The sequence below is a fragment of the Rhodanobacteraceae bacterium genome, assembly GCA_016713135.1.
Lineage (GTDB): Bacteria > Pseudomonadota > Gammaproteobacteria > Xanthomonadales > SZUA-5 > JADKFD01.
Genome location: JADJPR010000022.1, coordinates 249,866 through 266,720, shown reverse-complemented (window position 1 = coordinate 266,720; position 16,855 = coordinate 249,866). Strand labels below are relative to the sequence as shown.

The following is a 16,855-nucleotide window of genomic DNA, read 5'->3' as shown; positions in this document are numbered from 1 at the left end:
TGGCGGGATCGCGAAGGACCGACAGTCGAACCCCGACCACCGACCCGGTTATGATCGGGCGTCCTAGCCAGCCGCTGCCGTCGACCCGATGGATGCACCGATCCAGATTCCGAATTTCGAGCTGACCAAGGAAATCGGTCGCGGCGGCATGTCGCGGGTGTATCTCGCGCGCCAGTTGCAGCCCAAGCGCGAGGTCGCGATCAAGATCGTGTCGCCGGGCTCGGCGCCGGACGAGGCCTTCCTCTCCTCGCTGAAGATCGAAGGCGACACCATCGCGGGCCTGAGCCACGACAACATCGTCACGGTGTTCGCCTGCGGTGTGGTCGACAAGCACTACTACCTGGCGATGGAGATCCTCTCCGGCGGCGACCTCACCGACCGGATCAAGAAGGGATTGCGCCCGGAAGATGCGGTCGAGGTGATGATCCAGATCGGCGGCGCGCTCGGGCATGCGCACAAGAAGAACGTGCTGCATCGCGACATCAAGCCCGAGAACGTGATGTTCCACGAGAGCGGCAAGGCCGTGCTGGTGGACTTCGGCATCGCCAAGGAGGGCGACGCGGAATCCAGCTTCACCCAGGTGGGCGCGGTGGTCGGCACGCCGCACTACATGAGCCCCGAGCGCTGCATGGGCAAGCCCACCGACGCCCGCAGCGATCTCTACGCCATGGGCGTGATGTTCTACGAGATGCTGACCGGGCATAAGGTGTTCGAGGGCCGCGACACCTTCGCCGTGTCCTACGCCCACGTCTATGAGCCGGTGCCGCCGCTGCCGCCCGAGCACGCGCGCTTCCAGGCGATCGTCAACAAACTGCTGGCCAAGGACCCGAAGGACCGTTACCAGAACGCCGACGAAATGGTTGCGGCGCTGAAGAAGCACCGCGCCGGCGCGCCTTCCGCGGCGGAACCCGCCACCCGCCGGGTCGACACCACGGTGTCCTCGCCGCTGCAGGAGAAGCTGAAGAAACTCGCCGCCAGCGACACCGCCGGCGCAACCACGGTCAATGCGCCCACCGGGCCGCACAATCCGTATGCGGCCACGGCGGTTTCGAAGCCGATCGAAGCCGTGGCGACACCCGCCACTGGTACGCCCGCCGCGGTTCCGACGGAAAAGGCCAAGCCGGTCGCGCTGTACGGCGCGATTGCGGCGCTGGTCGTCGTTGTGGGGGCTGGGGTGGTGTTCTGGCCGAAGCCGAAAGTCAGTACCCCGAAGGCAGTGCTGGATGCGGTGAAGCGTTCCGAGATGGTGGACAAACTCAGCGCCGCGCGGACCATGCTCAAACTCGGAAATCCCGATGGCGCAGCCGAACTCTATGAGATTGTGGTTGAAGACTACGATTGCACTGAGACCGAAGCGCGCGAAGGGTTACGGGGCACGAACAAGGATCGATACGAACAGTTGCTCAAAGACTGTCCGGTCGACGAGTAGCGTCCATCAGGCGAACTTGCCAGATGTGGCTTGAGCCGCTGTAGCGCGCAGCGCTTCACCGGCTCGAGCCGCGAGAGAGCGCCGGAGAACCGCTGCGCGGCACTCCAGCCTACCCGCCCGCAACCGCCTCCAGCGCCTCGGCCAGAGTCGCCGCGCCGATCACTTCCATCTCGCCCACCACGCCCTTCTTCGGCTTGTTCTGCGCCGGCACAATGGCGCGCTTGAAACCGTGGTGCGCGGCTTCGCGCAGGCGTTCCTCGCCGTTCGGGATCGGGCGTATTTCGCCGGCCAGGCCGACCTCGCCGAAGGCCAGCGTGTGGGTGCCCAGGCTGCGGTTGCGGAAGCTCGAATGCACCGCCAGCAGCACCGGCAGATCGGCCGCGGTCTCGCTGACGCGGATGCCGCCGACAATGTTGACGAACACGTCCTGGTCGTAGATCGCCACCCCGCCATGGCGGTGCGCCACGGCGAGCAGCAGCGCGAGGCGGTTCGTCTCGTAGCCCACCGCCACGCGCCGCGGATTGGCCAGCGGGCTCTGATCGACCAGCGCCTGCACCTCCACCAGCAGCGGCCGAGTGCCTTCACGGGTCACCATGACGACGCTGCCGGGGCCGCGCTCGGCCTGGCCGGAGAGGAAAATCGCCGACGGATTCGGCACCTCGCGCAGTCCCTTGTCGGTCATCGCGAACACGCCAAGTTCGTTGACCGCGCCGAAGCGGTTCTTCAGCGAGCGCAGGATGCGGAAACGGCTGCCGGACTCGCCTTCGAAATACAGCACCGCATCGACCATGTGCTCCAGCACGCGAGGGCCCGCGATCCCGCCCTCCTTGGTCACATGCCCGATCAGGAACACGCTGACGCCCTGCTCCTTGGCATAACGCACCAGCCGCGCCGCGCACTCGCGCACCTGCGACACGGACCCCGGCGCGGAACTCAGCTCCGGCAGCCACAGGGTCTGGATCGAATCGATGATCAGGACCTTGGGGCCTTCCTTGATCGCGGTGGCCAGGATCTTCTCGACATTGGTCTCGGCCTGGCACTTGAGCCCCGCCACCGGCACCTGCAGCCGGCGCGCGCGCTGGGCGATCTGGCCGAGCGATTCCTCGCCGCTGACGTACAGCACACTCGCCTTGTCGTGCAGGCTGGCGTGCACCTGCAGCAGCAGGGTCGACTTGCCGATGCCCGGATCGCCGCCGACCAGCACCACCGAGCCCGCGACCAGGCCACCACCAAGCACCCGGTTCAGCTCACCGAGGCCGGTGTCGAGGCGGATCTCCTCCGCGCTGGCAACACTGCCAGGTCTGCGATCTCCCGGCACTCGCCGTCCCCGCGTAGCCCGCGCGCCGACCGCCCGGCCCCGCCGGCGCCGCGACCTCCTCGACCAGGCTGTTCCACGCCCCGCAATCTCCGCACTGCCCCGCCCACTTGGGCGACACGGCGCCGCATTCGGAACAGACGTAGCGGGTCTTGGGTTTGGCGGACATGTTGGCGGGTGCGGCGGAAATTCCGGAGTATGCGGCGATCCGGGCCGGTTGTCGGTTGCCGGCAGCCAAGCAGGGCGAAACCCGGCTACCGCTTGCGCCAGTGCATGATCCAGTTGTGTTCCCAGGTCTGCCCGCCGTCGCGTGAAACTGCCTGGCGCCAGCGGCAGCGCCCGGCCTCGATCTGGTCCCACAGACTCGCGGCGAGGATCACCTGGTCTCCGTCCTGTTCCTCGCTGAAGAACAGGCCCTTTCCATCTTCGAAGCTGCCGGCAAGGCCGCCGCCAACGACTCCGCTGCGCGCATTCACCCAGTGGTCGGCCCACTGACGCTTTTCGACATCCAGCGCGCGCAAGCCCATGCCGCTGAAGTTGCGACTGGGGATGCGCAGCTCCTCGATGCTGATCACGCCGCCGAGGATGCTCCAGCAGGTGGCTTCGCCCTCGAACTCATCCCACTGCGCGCTGCCGTCGCGAAGCCGCCGATGCTGGATGCGCCATTCGCCGTTCAGGAAGTCGAATTGCCCGGGCTCCCCCGGACTGGGCGTTGCCGGGCGCATGGGGACTGCAAGGTCTTCCGCCTCGCCTCCATGCGCCAGGCCCGGCCAGAGGGCCTGCGAGCCGATCGCCACCGCACTCGCTACCAGGATGGTCCTGCGTTGTTCGTCCATTGTTGCCAGCCTCGTCGGGTTCCGGCTCATGCCGTGACCACATCGTGCAGGCAATGACCTGACAACCTGTGTCAGCATTTCCAGCCGGATGTCGATGCACCCCCGAAAACTCCCTGGAGACTTGCCCAGGTGCGAGCCAGCCGCCTGCTGTCGATCCTGATGCTGTTGCAGTTGCGCGGGCGCATGAGCGCCGTCGCGCTGGCGGCCGAGCTCGGTGTCACGGTGCGCACGGTTTATCGGGATGTCGACCAGCTTTCCGCGGCTGGCGTGCCGGTTTACGCAGAGCGTGGCCGCCGCGGTGGGTTTGCCCTGCTCGCCGGATACCAGACCCGGCTCACCGGCCTGAGTGGTGCGGAGTCCGAGTTGCTCGGACTGATGGATATCGCCAGCGCCGCCGAAGCCCTGGGATTCGATCGCCAGCCAGAGGAAGTGCGGCAAAAGATCCTGGCCAGCCTGCCCCACGCGCAGGGATCCACTGCCGCCCGGATCGCGGCGCGTTTCCACCTCGACCCGGTCCCCTGGTACGGGCGCCGCCCAACGCCCGATGTCCTGCGCGCCCTGGCCGCCGCAGTGTGGACCGATCGCGAGATCGAGATCGAGTACGAGAGCTGGAAGGGCTTGGTCATGCGCCGACTCACGCCCCTGGGGCTGGTCATGAAGGCTGGCGACTGGTACTGCGTGGCAGCTGCGCAAGGCGATGCCCGCACCTACAACGTCGCATCGATCCGGTCGCTGGCCATTGGCGAACCCGATCCCCGGCGCCTTGCCAACTTCGACCTGGCGCGGCACTGGGCGCAGCGTGTCGAAGCCTTCGAGCAGTCGCTGCTGACACGCACGGCGGGCGTGCGCATCAGCACTGCGGGCATGCGCCTGCTGCGCGACCAGCAGCCATCCGCCTGGCAGCACGCACAGGCGCACGCTTCGGGGCCGGACGCGGCGGGGTGGATCACGACCGAGTTGAGGATAGAATCCGGCGCCCAGGGCGTCCGCGAGATCCTGCGCCTGGGGGCGGAGATCGAGGTGATCGAGGCGGATGAACTGCGATAGGCCGCGTACGCGGAGGCCGCCCGCTTGCTCCTTCGATACCGTCCGGAGCCATTGCAGCGAACGAACTGATCCGCCCAAGCTACGGTCATTCGTCGCAACAGAGTGCGCGTGGTCGCGGAAGCAACGTTCCGAAGTGGCGACCCCACTCCCGGCATTGTGGAACGCTCAGGAGCGCATCAGCCGTCGGCCAGTGCTGGTTTGGGAATCGGGACCGCAATCGCCAGCCTCCGGACGAATGTCCGGGCTAATCCTGCTTCGCACCTGGCACCCAGGGCTCGACTCCACAGCACGCCCAGTACTCATCGGATCCCTCGAACATGCACAGGTTCGGGTTTTCCTGCTGCAGGCGAGCGCAGTCGAACTGCGGTTGACTGACCGTGAGCGCGATGCTTGCCGCGCAGTTGGAGCCCAATGGAGCCACTTTCAGCGTGCCCGAAACGGGGATGCTGGCTGGCAGTGTCACGTCGATGGAGCGCTCGGACCAGCGCTCCACGCCAACCACGCTGCCGTCCAGGTCCACTGCGCTTGCCGGATCCAGGGGGCCAAATCCGCTGCCTTCAATGGTCAGCCGATCTCCGCCGCGTGGCTGCGCCGGCGTGATCCGGACAATCGTCGGGCGCGGCGCCAGGATTGCGCGCACCGGAAGGCGATCAATCCGCTTGCCGCCATGCCACAACTCGATGTCGAGCAGCGCATCCACGTCGCGATCCGCCTGCCGCAACGCGCAGACATTGCTCAGTCGGGCCGACCAGTCCTCGGACCTGCCTGCCGGAATGTTCTGGGTGTTCTGGACCCGCAGACTTGCGACTGGCGCCGGCACCCCGCCCCCGTAGGTGAGCGCAGCGCGCAGTCCTACGACTTGCGCCGAGGAATCCGAGTTCCAAACCGGGAGCGTGATCTCGAGGGTATCCATCCATGCGGCGATCCGCATCGACGACGGGCCTGAGCACCTTTCGGTACTGCAATTTCTCCAGGCATAGGGGGTTCTGGTGCTTTCATCGAAAGGCTTCCAGGCCATGCACTGCTGCTGGTCGGCGCGCACCTTGAAGCAGAAGTGCCCCTGCGTGCGACTGCCGTCGTCGGCAATAAATGGGACAGCCAGACTCTGCAGCGGGATCTCTGGAAGGGGCGGCCATTTGGGTTCAACCACCTGGGCGATGTATGCGTAACCGGGATTCTTGGTGCGCATGGCCAGTTCGAGCCAATCCTGCGCAACGACCCAGTAAGGCCCGCCTTCCGAAGCCACGTTTCCGCGTCCAGATTCTCGCGCCCCAGCGATCGCTCCGCCTTTTGGATCGTGCACCACCCAGGTCGGCACCGGCGCCGAGGTATCGGGGCGCAGCATCAACCAGGCATGCCGCGCGCTGGCATGAATGAACGGTAAGCCGTTTTGCGCGGCTGGCTTCCACTGCGCCAGCACATCGCCCATTCGCGTGGTGTCCATGGCTGCCGAAATCACGCTTTCGAACAGTCGTCCGTAGGGAGTGGGTCGCAGCACGAACGGTCGCCCGGGCGTGACTTCGTTCATTACCTCCACCAGTCGTCCATAGGCCTGGCAGTATTCGGCAGGCCATAGGCACCGCCACCATCGTCGCGGGCAACCACCCATTCGCCCATCCCGCCAACCAAGTCGAAGAGGCTGGCCTCGCCGCCATACGCGCGCACCAGCATCAACGCGGTGGCGGCCCAGCAGGTACCGTGCGACTGCTGCACGTAGGTCATCGGCCCTTGCCAGCCAGATGTATGAGCCACCTCGCCCGGCGGCAGTGGCTCTATGCCGGGCAAAGAGGCAGGCGCCTGCGCCGCCACAGTTCCGACCCAGGCAGCCACCGAAACAGCCATGATGCCAGCACGTGCATTCATTTGGGATTCCGGGCTTGGCGCAATATCGGGCATGGTCCGATGCACTACCGGTACCCGTGTTGACGGTGGTCAATCGCGGTTGCCGAGCCTCGGCATGCCTGATTCGCAGTCTTCCCATCGCTGTGACCGCCGATGACGATGCGTGCGAATCTCGCGTGAGCGAGTATGTTCCGTCACACGCCAGCCAGAGTCCATGTCGTCCGAATGACCCTGATTGCCACGATCAAATCAACGCTGCGAGCCCAGCGCCAGACCGGTAATCCGGTCGTCAGACTCGCAATCCGGGTTTTCGACGCTGCGCGCGGGTCGGTTCGCCCGTTCTGGATGTTCGCTTTGAATCGTCGCTATCGTGCAACCACCTTGCTCAGGTGGTTCCACCCGGAGCGGTTGCACCAGACGGCAGCGCTGACCTGCATGAACCGTTATCCGCAGATCTTTGGCGCGTGCCGCGATCTCTGCGTGGCTCGTCAGGATCTCAGGATTCTGTCCTTCGGTTGTTCGTCCGGCGAAGAAGTCATCACCCTGCGCCAGTATTTTCCCGACGCCTATATCGTCGGCGCCGACATCAATCCGGAGAGCCTCGCACAGTGTCGTCGTCAGCCGGTGGACGCGCGCATGGCGTTCGTCCTGTCCGAGCCGACGGCCATCGCTGCGCACGGGCCGTTCGATCTGGTGTTCTGCATGGCGGTGCTGCAGCGCACGCCGCGACTGGTCGAAGCCAAGCGACTGACCAGCCTGAAAAACTCCTACCCGTTCGAACGCTTTGATCGGCAGGTCGCTGAACTTGATTCGTACCTGCGCCGCACCGGGCTGCTGGTGATTCACCATACCCAGTACTTCTTCCGGGACACGTCGGTCGCCGGCAAGTATGTGGTGCTCGATGAAGGCCGGATCGCGACGGACTACCCAGCCCGGTTCGATCGCAACTGCGAGCGCGTGGACGTCGTCAGCGGCGACGGGTCGATTTTCAGGAAGGTCCAGGACTGAGCGAAGCGGATGGCAGGTGCGGGAGCCCCCGTCGGCCATGCTTGCCGGGATGTCGTTCCGTACCTCGCTGATCCGGGCGGGAGTCGGGTCGATCAGCGCGCGCCGTCGGATCGCGGCAACACCACGATCAGGAAGGTCGCGACCGGGCCCAGGAACAGCGACCCGAGCCACCAGCCAAGTCCGGAACGGCCCTTGGATTGCGCCAGCCCGGCGTTGATCAGGGACAGGGTTCCCCAACCGATGCCGGCGGTTCGGATGGTGTAAGGATCCATGCCTGCTCCCCGGAAATGGTCGAGGGATGATGCATCTTACTTCGGCTCCCGCGAAGGCCAGCCCATCCAGTGACAGGCGTGGAAGCCATTCCCTAGTGTGGTGTTCCGTAATTACCTTGAATTATTTCCGCGCCTTTTGCGCCGATGCGGCGTTGCTCGTCGTCGCCATAGCCCTGCTATGACTCCTCCTCTCGCCTTGCCTCGCCGCAAAATTCATCGGAAATTTCTTCAACTTAATTACGGAACACCACACTAGTGCCGCGCCTTCCGCGGAGCCCGGCCCGGATGTCTTGCAACCTCGCGACAAGCGCTTGCACGCTGGTGGCAAACGTCGCGGCGCAATCCTGTGCAGATTTCTCGCCACCCAAGGGCAGCGAGGAATCGACCGTGAACCGACAAGTTGCGCTCATCCTGTGGACGCTTGCAGCCGCACCGCTTGCGGCAGCCGATCTGGTCGTGACCAACGCGGGCGACGCCGGCACCGTGAGCACTTGCGATGGCGTCGCCGCCTGTTCTCTGCGCCAGGCAATCAACCTGAGCAACAGCAACGGCACCAACGACCGGATCTTCTTCAACATCCCGGGCGGCGGCACACACACGATCCAGCCGACCACCGCCCTGCCCGCGATCACTCAGGGCAATCTCAACATCGAGGGCAACACCCAGCCGGGCGCGGTCGCCAACAGCGCCAGCAATGGCACCAGCAATGCGGTGCTGCGCATCGTCATCCAGGGCGGCTCGGCACCACTGGGCACGAGCGGGATCATCGTCAATACCAGCGGCACGGTCAGCCTGCGTGGCCTGAGCATCCACGGCTTCCGCGTGAACGGAAGCAATGGCGGACACGGCGTGAACGTGCAGAGCGGCAGCCTGAACCTCAACGGCTGCTGGATCGGCGTGCAGCCCAACGGCGCCGCCACCGGCAACCAGGGCGACGGTGTGCGCCTGGCAGGTTCGGGCACCCACAGCATCGGCACCAGCAACCTGGCGAACCGGAACGTCATCAGCGGCAACCGCAACGGCATTTTCGTCAGTGGCGGCGCGACCAATGTCAGCAACAACCTGATCGGGCTGCTGCCCAACGGGAATGCCGGCGGCAATTCGCTGGCCGGTGTGCTGATCGCCGGCAGCGGTCACACCCTGCGCAACAACACGATCAGCGCCAATGGCGGCTTCGGCATCGACCTGGCAGACAACAGCAACGAGAACCTGATCGTCGGCAACCGCATCGGCAGCGATCCCTCCGCCACCATCGGGCGTGGCAATGGCCTGGGCGGCGTGCGCATCGTCGGCGGCGAGACCGGCAGTTTCGGCAACCAGATCGGGAGTGCCGGCGAACCCAACGTCATCGCCTTCAACCTCGGCCACGGCATCGCCCTGCCTTCCGGCGGCCTGAATCCAGCCGACGGCAACACCCTGGCCTTCAACCGGTTCTTCGAAAATGAGTTGTTCATCCCGGAACCGGACCGCTCCCCCAGCGGTGCCGGCGCCCTGGGCATCGACCTCGGCAACAACGGGGTCACCGCGAACGACACCGGCGACGGCGACAACGGTCCGAACGGCTTGCAGAACTTCCCGGTGGTCGCGGTGGCCAATCGCGACACCATCAGCGGCCAGATCAGCCTGAGCGGCACTTTCAACTCCAGCGCAGGCAGCTACCGCCTGGTGTTCCATGGCAATCGTGCGAATGACCCGAGCGGCCACGGCGAGGCTGAGTTCCTCGCGCCGGAGTCGCTCGATATCACCCCTGCCCGCCTCGGTGTTCCAGGCCTTCAACCACACGATCAGCTTTCCCGGCATCGACGCCAGCACTCTGGTCAGCATCAGCGCAACCGCCACCCGTCTCGATGGATCCGCCACGCGCGCCACCAGCGAACTGTCGGCCACGCGCGCGATCGTCGCGGTAGGGCCGAACGTGTTCACCGTGACCAAGACCGCCGACACCAACGACGGCAGCTGCAACGCCGACTGCTCCTTGCGCGAGGCGATTGTTGCCGCCAATGGCGCGGCGAACGCGGGTGGACTGGCCGATCTGATCCGCTTCAACATTCCCGGCGCCGGGCCGCATCTGCTGCAACCTGCGAGCGTCCTGCCGGCGATCGACCAGGCGACCATCATCGATGGCTACAGTCAGCCCGGAAGCAGCGTCAATACTGCCGCCGACGACAGCCACAACGCCCAGTTGCAGATCGCATTGAACCTGTCGGCGGGGCGGCTGCTGATCGCTTCCGGCGCGAGCGGCAGCGCGATCCGCGGGCTGAACCTGGGCGGCAACAACGCCCAGTTCCTGCTGCAGGTGGACGCGGCGAATTTCGATCGCCGGCAACTGGGGGGTGTGTTGCCGGCACGGCCGTCCCCACGGCGCTCGCGATCAGTGGTGCCACCCCCCCTGGTCGGCGGGCCGCTGCCAGCCGATCGCAACGTCTTCCTGCCCACCCAGTTCGGCCTGCAACTCACCGGCGGCGCCACCGTGCGCAACAACCTGTTCGGCATCCTGCCGGGCGGCAGCACCGCCCCGAACCCGGCGATCACGCACATCTTCTGCCTCGGCCCTTCCACCGCCACGCTCGAAGTCCGCGACAACGCCTTTCGCGCCGGACGCGGCATTGAATGCGGTTTGCCGCGTTTGTATGCACACACCAATCGCTTCCTCGGCGAAGCGGCCCTGCTGGATGTCGGTTCGCGCCACCGCGTTGTCGCCAATCAGGTTGTCTGTACCAGCAGCACCGCGCTGACCGTCTCCAGCACCGCCGTCGAGTCGCGGTTCGCGGACAACGTCCTGATCGACTGTCCACGCGCCATCAACATCGGCGCGCCCTTCAACGATCCACTCGATGCCGACAGCGGTCCCAACGGCCAGCAAAACCACCCGCTGCTCGGCTCGGCGACCCGCAGCGGCGACAGCGTACTGGTCAACGGGACGCTCAATTCGAATCCGGCGCCCAATTCCGCATCCGCTTCTGCGCCATCGCGCAGACCCTGAACGGAGACCGTGGCCCGTGCGACCTGGGCGAGGTCGGCACGCCACTGGTAGTCACGACGGACGCCAACGGCAATGCTGCCTTCTTCGTCGATCTGCCGATCCCCGCAGCGCTTGGCGCCACCCGGGTCAGCGCCACCGCCTCGCGCATCGTCGCCGCCGACGCGGAAGAGACCAGCGAGTTCAGCCCGAACGTGGTGATCGCCGCCAACACGCCGCCCACCTACCTCCCGAACACCCCAATCAGCCGCGCTGCCGGCTCGCAGGGGCCGCTGCCCGAAATCATCGGCACCGCCGTAGATGCCGAATCACCCGGCAGCGCGCTTACCGTCAGCCAGGTACCCGGCGGCAACGCCAGCGGCATCACGCTCGACCATTTCGCCATCACCGGCACGATCCTGAACGCGGTGGTAAGTATCGCGTGCAACGCCACCAGCGGCACCACCAACGTCCAGGTATCCGATGGCGAGCTGACCGACACCGACGGCTTCCTGGTTACGGTGACCGCCAACACATTGCCGTCGCTCGGCTACGCGGCCGTGACGCTGGCGCCCGGTGCCAGTCAAAGCGTGCCGCCGCAGACCGGACCCGGCGACAACGGCGGCGCACCGAGCTTGAGCATCCAGAGCCCGGGCACCTATGCCGGGAATGTCTCGGTGGCTGCGAATGGCACCGTCAGCCTGATCGGCGCAACCCCGATCGGCACCCACACGATCATTGTCAGGGCAACCGACAATTGCGGCGCCGTGCATGACGCGAACCCGCCGGCGCGGAGTGTCGGCCGTTACGGGGGCGGTTGTTTGCGAACGCGATGCAAGTAGGAGCGTCGGCGACGGCCAATGTCGACCCGCTCTGCACGGCCTCGGGGGTGACGGCCACCGGCCCAGCCCGTGCGCATCTCCCCGGCGAGCAAGCGGCGACGCGAGAAACGCCAGGCCTTCGTCGAGCGGAATCCTTCTGCTGTCGCGACACGTGCCGCCCTCGATGCAAGGGTGTCGCCGGCCGGCAGCTGCGCGAAATCCGCCAGCGAGGCCGCGGCACGACTGCGTTAGCGCGGAAGCACAGAAAGGCCGAGGCGAGGGCCCGACGCAGAACCGCCTTTACCAGATCCTGGAGTTCGGCAATGGCGCCAAGGTGACCCGGGCGTTGGTCTATGGTTGGCGCACGACGCCCGCGGGGCCGCAGAGCACGCCACCCATCGAGCCGAGGTCCGATGCTTCCCGGCCCGGGCCCCAGGCTGATGCGCTCGCAGATTTCTCCGGGCGCTGGAGGGTCGGCACCCTGGATCCGGCACTCACCGAGGTCACCTGCTCCATCCAGCAGGATGGCAATCGCGTGCACGTCGAGGGCCGGATGGTGATCAACGGCACCGAGGTCCTTTGGGAGGCCAGGGGGACCATCCGCGGGCGTGAGATGGACACCGATCTGGTCTACACCCAACCCTATCCCGGTTGGGGCAACGCCGGCGACGGGAAATGGGTCATGACGCTTTCGGAGGATGGCCAGACCCTGCGTGGTTGGTACCGCAATCGAGCCGGCCAGACTGGTGAGTCGCACTACGTTCGGGCTCGCTGAAGACCAAGCCCCGGAAACCGCATCTGGCAGACCGGCCGCATTCAGAACCCCAGTCTTGGGGTACACAGCGCAGGCCCTTGGCAGCCAACATTGGCCGAACGCGCCGATGGGTGCGCGCCATCGGACTACCGCGATGCCATTGCTCGAAGCTGTTCCCGGATGCTTGCCGCCGCGCCGGCACGCCTGGCGCTCCGCGTTGCTGATCGGAACCTTGCTGTGCGCGTCGCCAGCGCTTGCAGCCACACTGGTGGTGGACACCACCGCCGACGATCTCTCGCTCAGTACCTGCACCACCGCGCCCGGAGATTGCTCCTTGCGCGGCGCGATCACTGCGGCCAATGGTCTGGCTGGCGCCGACACGATCGAGTTCAACATCCCCACCAGCGATCCGGGCTGCAGCGCGGTGACCGGCATCTGCCGCATCGAGGTGGTCAGCACGCTGTCGATCAGCGAGGGCTTGACCATCGATGGCTACACCCAGCCCGACGCGCAGCCGAACACCATTCCCGCGCCTGGCGCCAACAACGCCCAGCTCAAGATCGAAATCACCAGCGCGGGCTTCGCCAACCTGGGCGTGGCACTGTTCAACCTCATCAACGCCAACGCCAGTCCCTTCAGTCTGCGCGGTCTGGCGATTGCCTTGCCGACCTCGGCCATCGTCACCGGCGGCCTGCGCCACGATCACCGCGGCAACTGGTTCTGCGTCGATGCGCTCGGCCAGTCTCCGGAGTTCAATCTGCCCTGCAATGCCTTCGCCCTGACCGGCTTCAACCGGACCATCCGCGTCGGCGGACCGGACCCGGCCGACCGTAACGTCATCGCCGGCGGTGGTCGCGACCTGAGCGGGCAACCAGGCGGCGGAACCAATCGTCTGCGCGTCAACAGCATCATCGGCGAGCGCGGCTTGATCCTGCTGCAGGGCAATCTGATCGGCCTGGCACCTGATGGCATCACCGCGTTGCCGATGCGCGACCCCTTCAGCGTCAATCCTGGCGACGACGGCTTCGACACGCCGGACGCCCGCATTCTGGACAACCGCTTCGCGCGCGCGGCCGGCAACTTCAGCGGCGGCTTCGGCGGAGCCCTGGAGATCTCGGTCAGCCGCACGATGAATGAGGTCGCGTTGATACAGGGCAATGTGTTTGGCCTGGCTGTGGATGGTTCGGAGGTCGGTGTCGAAAAGGACCACATCGCCGTCATCCTGGGCAACAGCTCACGGGTGCCAAGATTGTTGATTGGCGGGATGGGGCCCGGTGAGGGCAACACCTTTGCCGGCGCCCGACGCCAGTCCTTCAGCGGTCTCGCGCTAGGCTCGGCCGTGATTCTGCCGAGTGGCAATGTCACCACCTTTGTCGAGTTCGTCGGCAACCGCATGCTTGGCAACCAGGGCATTGGCCTGGATTTCCCCACCGCAACGGCGGGAGGTGGCGTGGCCATCGGGCGCACACCCAATGACGCCGGGGACCCGGATGCCAACGCCAATCTGCAACAAAACCATACCAACATCAGTACCTTCAACGTCAACGGCGGTCAGTTCGAGCTGACTTACCGGGTCGACTCCGATCCCGCCAACAGCGTCTACCCGCTGCGTGTGGACTTCTACAAGGCGCTCGGTGACGAGGGCGAAGTGCTGCTGGACAGCGACGTTTACGCCATCGCCAATGCGCAGCAGGACAAGGCGGTCACGCTGATGATCCCGCCCGGCGTGAGCCTGACCAACGATGATGTGATCGTCGCCATCGCTACCGATGCCGATGGCCGCAGCAGCGAGTTCAGCTTCGACACACTCAGCCTCAGCGCCACCGACTTGCCCGACCCGCACCCTGCCGGGCTGCCCTTCACCGTGGAGGTCACCGCGCTGGCCACCAGCGGGCCGTTCAAGCCCAACGGCGTGGTCGATGTGTCGCTCAACACCTCGCCGGCGGTTACCTGCAGCCTGACCCTGGCGCCAACGCCCATCGCCAACACCAGCAGCGGCAGCTGCCAGCTGGTCCCCACCCAGACCGGCACGCGCACGCTGACCATCAGCTATCGAACGCTGCAAGGCGCCTTCGGCAGCGCCGCCGGCCAGGATGTGGTGATCACCCAACCGCATGTAGTCACCGTCGCGGGTCCCGAGCAGATCAGCTTCAGTCGCTGCCGCCAGAACGCGCTCGAAGGCGAAACCTCGCAAATCCGCATCGAGCGCCCCAGCGGCGGCGTGGCCAATGTCAGCGTCGATTTCACCCACACCCCGGGCACGGCCACGCCAGGGGACGACTACACGGTGCCGGCGGCTCAAATGCTGCAGTGGGCGCCCGGCGACATCGCTGCAAAGATCATCGACGTGCCGATCGCCAGCGACGGCCTGCCCGAGCCGACCGAGCGCTTTCGCGTGAACCTCGGCAATGTCATGGGCGCCGCCGTGCTGCCCTTCGGCCAGCTCGATGTCGAGATCATCGACGGGCAAACCGATCAACGCTTCGCCAACGGCTTCGAAGGGCCGGAGTGCCTGCCATGAGCCCGCGAAGGATGGTTGTCGGCACCCTGGCCAGCGCTGCCGGAACACCCTCCGAAGGGCTTTCGCGAACGGACGCATTTCAGCAGCCGGGGCACCGCCGGCGAGCGTGCCCAACGTCCTCCTCGCGCGGATCTGCGTCCGCGTTCTGCTCCTTGGAGACCGAATTCGGAGCGGCCTCCACAGCCCCCGCAACAGTTCGACCGGCGGGATGGCCCGCCGGTCACGAGCATGGATCAGCGGTTCGTCACGGCCATCTTGGCCAGGATTGCCGCCTTGTCGACCGGCCTGCCGGCCTTGTCAACCACCAGAGAAGGCGTGCCCGGCTGCAGGATCTGCAGGGACTTGAGGAACTCGATGATCTCGGCCTGTTGACTCGCGCTCAGCGCCTCGAAGGCGAGACGCGAATCCCGAGCCTCACCACCATGCGCCATGATGGCCTCGGTGATCGTCGTCAGGTCTCCGCGATGGCCATAGGGTGCTGAATTGCCGACATCCCACAGTCTGCGGGTCAGGAAGTCTTCGGTCGGAATGCCGCCCTGGACCACCTGTTCGTTGCAGAAATGTCGTACCTGCGAGTCGCACAGGTTGTGGCGTTTGAGGTCAGTGTAGGCGCGGACGAAAATGCCGCCGTCCGGCGCTTTCTCATGTCGCGGGAGCTGGCCGAATTCGGTCATGTCGTAGACATAAGGGATCACGCCGGCGCCCGGCGCGAGGTTGCCCGCCGGATTGTAGGGGTTGGGCTCGGAGAACTCGGCCGACGCCAGCTTCAGCGACGGCGTGTGGCAGTCGGCACAGCCCACGGTCTCGAAACGACGCTCGCCCCGGATCACTGCGCGCAGCGCGGCTGGATCGTCCGGCAGCACCTGGCCCGGCACATTCAGCGCAGCCTGGTAGATCGTCGTGGCCGTGATGTCGCCCACACTCAATTCGTCGCTCACTCCATCCTGGTCGAAATCGTCGCTGCCGGTGCGCGCGGCGCCGAAGCGCTCGGCGGACTGCATGCCGTGGTGGTGGTTCATCGCGTTGTTGGTGAACTCGCGCAGCGAGACCACCACGCCCTTCTGGTGGAAGGGGCGCACGATGAGGTCAGCGTTGATTCCCTCGACCTCACTGAGGTCGAGCTGGCTGCCAGCATGGGCAGTGATGAAACCGAAGTTCACGCCCTTGGTATCCAGCGCACGGCGCGTGGAGCGCCCCGTTTCGTTGGCGATAGTCACGGCTTCGTCACGAATGGCCTGGAGGTCGGCGGTCATTTCGCGCGCCAGCATTTCGATGGCGCCCGACCCCTGCATGCCCAGCGTGTTGCGCTCATTGCTGAACTGCCCGCTGACCGACTCGGTGATCGGGTCCAGGGTCTGCGCCAGCACGAAGACGTTTGCGACGATGTCGCCGCCACCGCCCCTGACCGGATCGTTGTGGCAACCGGCGCAGGAATTCGCATCCGGCGCCGAGGTGCGAACGAAGCGCGGAGCGCTGCCGGGCACGCGTGCAGCACCACCACCGGTCGTGCCCGGCCGGCTCTGGCCGTCGAACATGTTGAACTTGGCCGAAAACAACAACTGGCCGTGGGCGAAGATCTGGTCGAAAGGCACCTGACCTGCTTCGATCGCTGCCTCACTCATGTGTTCCTCGACTACGGGGCCATCACCGATAGTGGCCGCCATCGCACCGCCGGCCAACAAGACCCCCGCCATGGACCACCAAAGACTGTTGCGTCGCAAGACCATCTCTCCTCCGGGCAAATGAACGGCGGCCGAATGGTCACCTGCACGCAGTATCGACATTTGTGAAGGAAATATCAAAGCGAGTGCGGCTCGGCAAGGGCCCGCGTGCCCGACCCACCCTGCCCTGCCCAGCCTGGCACCGCGCGGTGCTCCGCTGGCGGGCAGCGCCACCGTGAGAACCTCGGAGCGATCCGGACTACTGCCTCCGTCGTGTCGGTGAGCGCCGCGACCTGCGTCCCTGGATTGCCGATCTGCCGTCGGCGCTCGGGCTGTCCCTGCTGCCGGAACCAAAGCCACCGAGTACGGCTCGGCTATCCGGGGGTGACA

The 16,855-nt window shown here is 66.0% G+C and carries 12 protein-coding genes and 2 pseudogenes; 8 read left to right on the top strand and 6 right to left on the bottom strand.

What is annotated here, in order from left to right:
- The first annotated feature begins 88 nt into the window (after positions 1 to 88).
- Positions 89 to 1,429, top strand: coding sequence for a protein kinase (locus IPK27_19180; GenBank protein ID MBK8069660.1), 1,341 nt, complete (start codon positions 89 to 91; stop codon positions 1,427 to 1,429).
- Between the two features lie 109 nt (positions 1,430 to 1,538).
- Here the strand turns inward: IPK27_19180 and radA are convergent.
- Both radA and IPK27_19170 read right to left on the bottom strand, forming a co-directional pair.
- A pseudogene (gene radA, locus IPK27_19175) lies at positions 1,539 to 2,913 on the bottom strand (DNA repair protein RadA).
- An 85-nt stretch (positions 2,914 to 2,998) separates the two neighbouring features.
- Positions 2,999 to 3,580, bottom strand: a complete 582-nt coding sequence (locus IPK27_19170; GenBank protein ID MBK8069659.1) for a hypothetical protein — start codon at positions 3,578 to 3,580, stop codon at positions 2,999 to 3,001.
- Between the two features lie 129 nt (positions 3,581 to 3,709).
- Here IPK27_19170 and IPK27_19165 point away from each other — a divergent pair, with 129 nt between their 5' ends.
- A complete protein-coding gene (locus tag IPK27_19165; protein ID MBK8069658.1) occupies positions 3,710 to 4,627 on the top strand; it encodes a WYL domain-containing protein in 918 nt (305 codons plus the stop codon).
- 244 nt (positions 4,628 to 4,871) lie between these two features.
- Here IPK27_19165 and IPK27_19160 read toward each other — a convergent pair whose 3' ends face one another.
- Both IPK27_19160 and IPK27_19155 read right to left on the bottom strand, forming a co-directional pair.
- Positions 4,872 to 6,155, bottom strand: coding sequence for an IPT/TIG domain-containing protein (locus IPK27_19160; protein MBK8069657.1), 1,284 nt, complete (start codon positions 6,153 to 6,155; stop codon positions 4,872 to 4,874).
- Positions 6,155 to 6,490 carry a hypothetical protein gene (locus tag IPK27_19155; GenBank protein MBK8069656.1) on the bottom strand — a complete coding sequence of 112 codons (336 nt, stop codon included), beginning with the start codon at positions 6,488 to 6,490 and terminating at the stop codon, positions 6,155 to 6,157. Before IPK27_19155 ends, IPK27_19160 begins: the two co-directional genes overlap by 1 nt.
- 204 nt (positions 6,491 to 6,694) lie before the next feature.
- On the opposite strand from IPK27_19155, the gene IPK27_19150 reads away from it, so the two are divergent.
- Positions 6,695 to 7,477: a methyltransferase domain-containing protein gene (locus IPK27_19150; GenBank protein MBK8069655.1), complete on the top strand. Its 783-nt coding sequence runs from the start codon at positions 6,695 to 6,697 to the stop codon at positions 7,475 to 7,477.
- Between the two features lie 92 nt (positions 7,478 to 7,569).
- Here the strand turns inward: IPK27_19150 and IPK27_19145 are convergent, their stop codons facing one another.
- Entirely contained in the window at positions 7,570 to 7,749 is a 180-nt protein-coding gene (locus tag IPK27_19145; protein MBK8069654.1) for a hypothetical protein, read from the bottom strand.
- A gap of 285 nt (positions 7,750 to 8,034) precedes the next feature.
- On the opposite strand from IPK27_19145, the pseudogene IPK27_19140 reads away from it, so the two are divergent.
- From IPK27_19140 to IPK27_19120, 5 genes and pseudogenes are all read left to right on the top strand, one after another.
- Positions 8,035 to 9,252 (top strand): annotated as a pseudogene (locus tag IPK27_19140) (right-handed parallel beta-helix repeat-containing protein).
- A gap of 184 nt (positions 9,253 to 9,436) precedes the next feature.
- Positions 9,437 to 10,732, top strand: a complete 1,296-nt coding sequence (locus IPK27_19135; protein MBK8069653.1) for a CSLREA domain-containing protein — start codon at positions 9,437 to 9,439, stop codon at positions 10,730 to 10,732.
- Between the two features lie 191 nt (positions 10,733 to 10,923).
- On the top strand, positions 10,924 to 11,550 hold the full coding sequence (locus tag IPK27_19130) for a hypothetical protein (GenBank protein ID MBK8069652.1): 627 nt from the start codon (positions 10,924 to 10,926) through the stop codon (positions 11,548 to 11,550).
- Between the two features lie 313 nt (positions 11,551 to 11,863).
- Entirely contained in the window at positions 11,864 to 12,304 is a 441-nt protein-coding gene (locus IPK27_19125) for a hypothetical protein (protein ID MBK8069651.1), read from the top strand.
- Between the two features lie 196 nt (positions 12,305 to 12,500).
- Complete coding sequence (locus IPK27_19120; GenBank protein MBK8069650.1) at positions 12,501 to 14,804, top strand: hypothetical protein; 2,304 nt, start codon at positions 12,501 to 12,503, stop codon at positions 14,802 to 14,804.
- A gap of 233 nt (positions 14,805 to 15,037) precedes the next feature.
- Here IPK27_19120 and IPK27_19115 read toward each other — a convergent pair whose 3' ends face one another.
- Positions 15,038 to 16,699, bottom strand: coding sequence for a hypothetical protein (locus IPK27_19115; GenBank protein ID MBK8069649.1), 1,662 nt, complete (start codon positions 16,697 to 16,699; stop codon positions 15,038 to 15,040).
- Positions 16,700 to 16,855: the final 156 nt, after the last annotated feature.

What these genes read in the sequence shown, in the direction of transcription:
- IPK27_19180 (MBK8069660.1), top strand. Translation starts at nt 89, where the DNA reads ATGGATGCACCGATCCAGATTCCGAATTTCGAGCTGACCAAGGAAATC.
- IPK27_19170 (MBK8069659.1), bottom strand. Translation starts at nt 3,580, where the DNA reads ATGGACGAACAACGCAGGACCATCCTGGTAGCGAGTGCGGTGGCGATC.
- IPK27_19160 (MBK8069657.1), bottom strand. Translation starts at nt 6,155, where the DNA reads ATGAACGAAGTCACGCCCGGGCGACCGTTCGTGCTGCGACCCACTCCC.
- IPK27_19155 (MBK8069656.1), bottom strand. Translation starts at nt 6,490, where the DNA reads ATGAATGCACGTGCTGGCATCATGGCTGTTTCGGTGGCTGCCTGGGTC.
- IPK27_19150 (MBK8069655.1), top strand. Translation starts at nt 6,695, where the DNA reads ATGACCCTGATTGCCACGATCAAATCAACGCTGCGAGCCCAGCGCCAG.
- IPK27_19145 (MBK8069654.1), bottom strand. Translation starts at nt 7,749, where the DNA reads ATGGATCCTTACACCATCCGAACCGCCGGCATCGGTTGGGGAACCCTG.
- IPK27_19135 (MBK8069653.1), top strand. Translation starts at nt 9,437, where the DNA reads ATGACCCGAGCGGCCACGGCGAGGCTGAGTTCCTCGCGCCGGAGTCGC.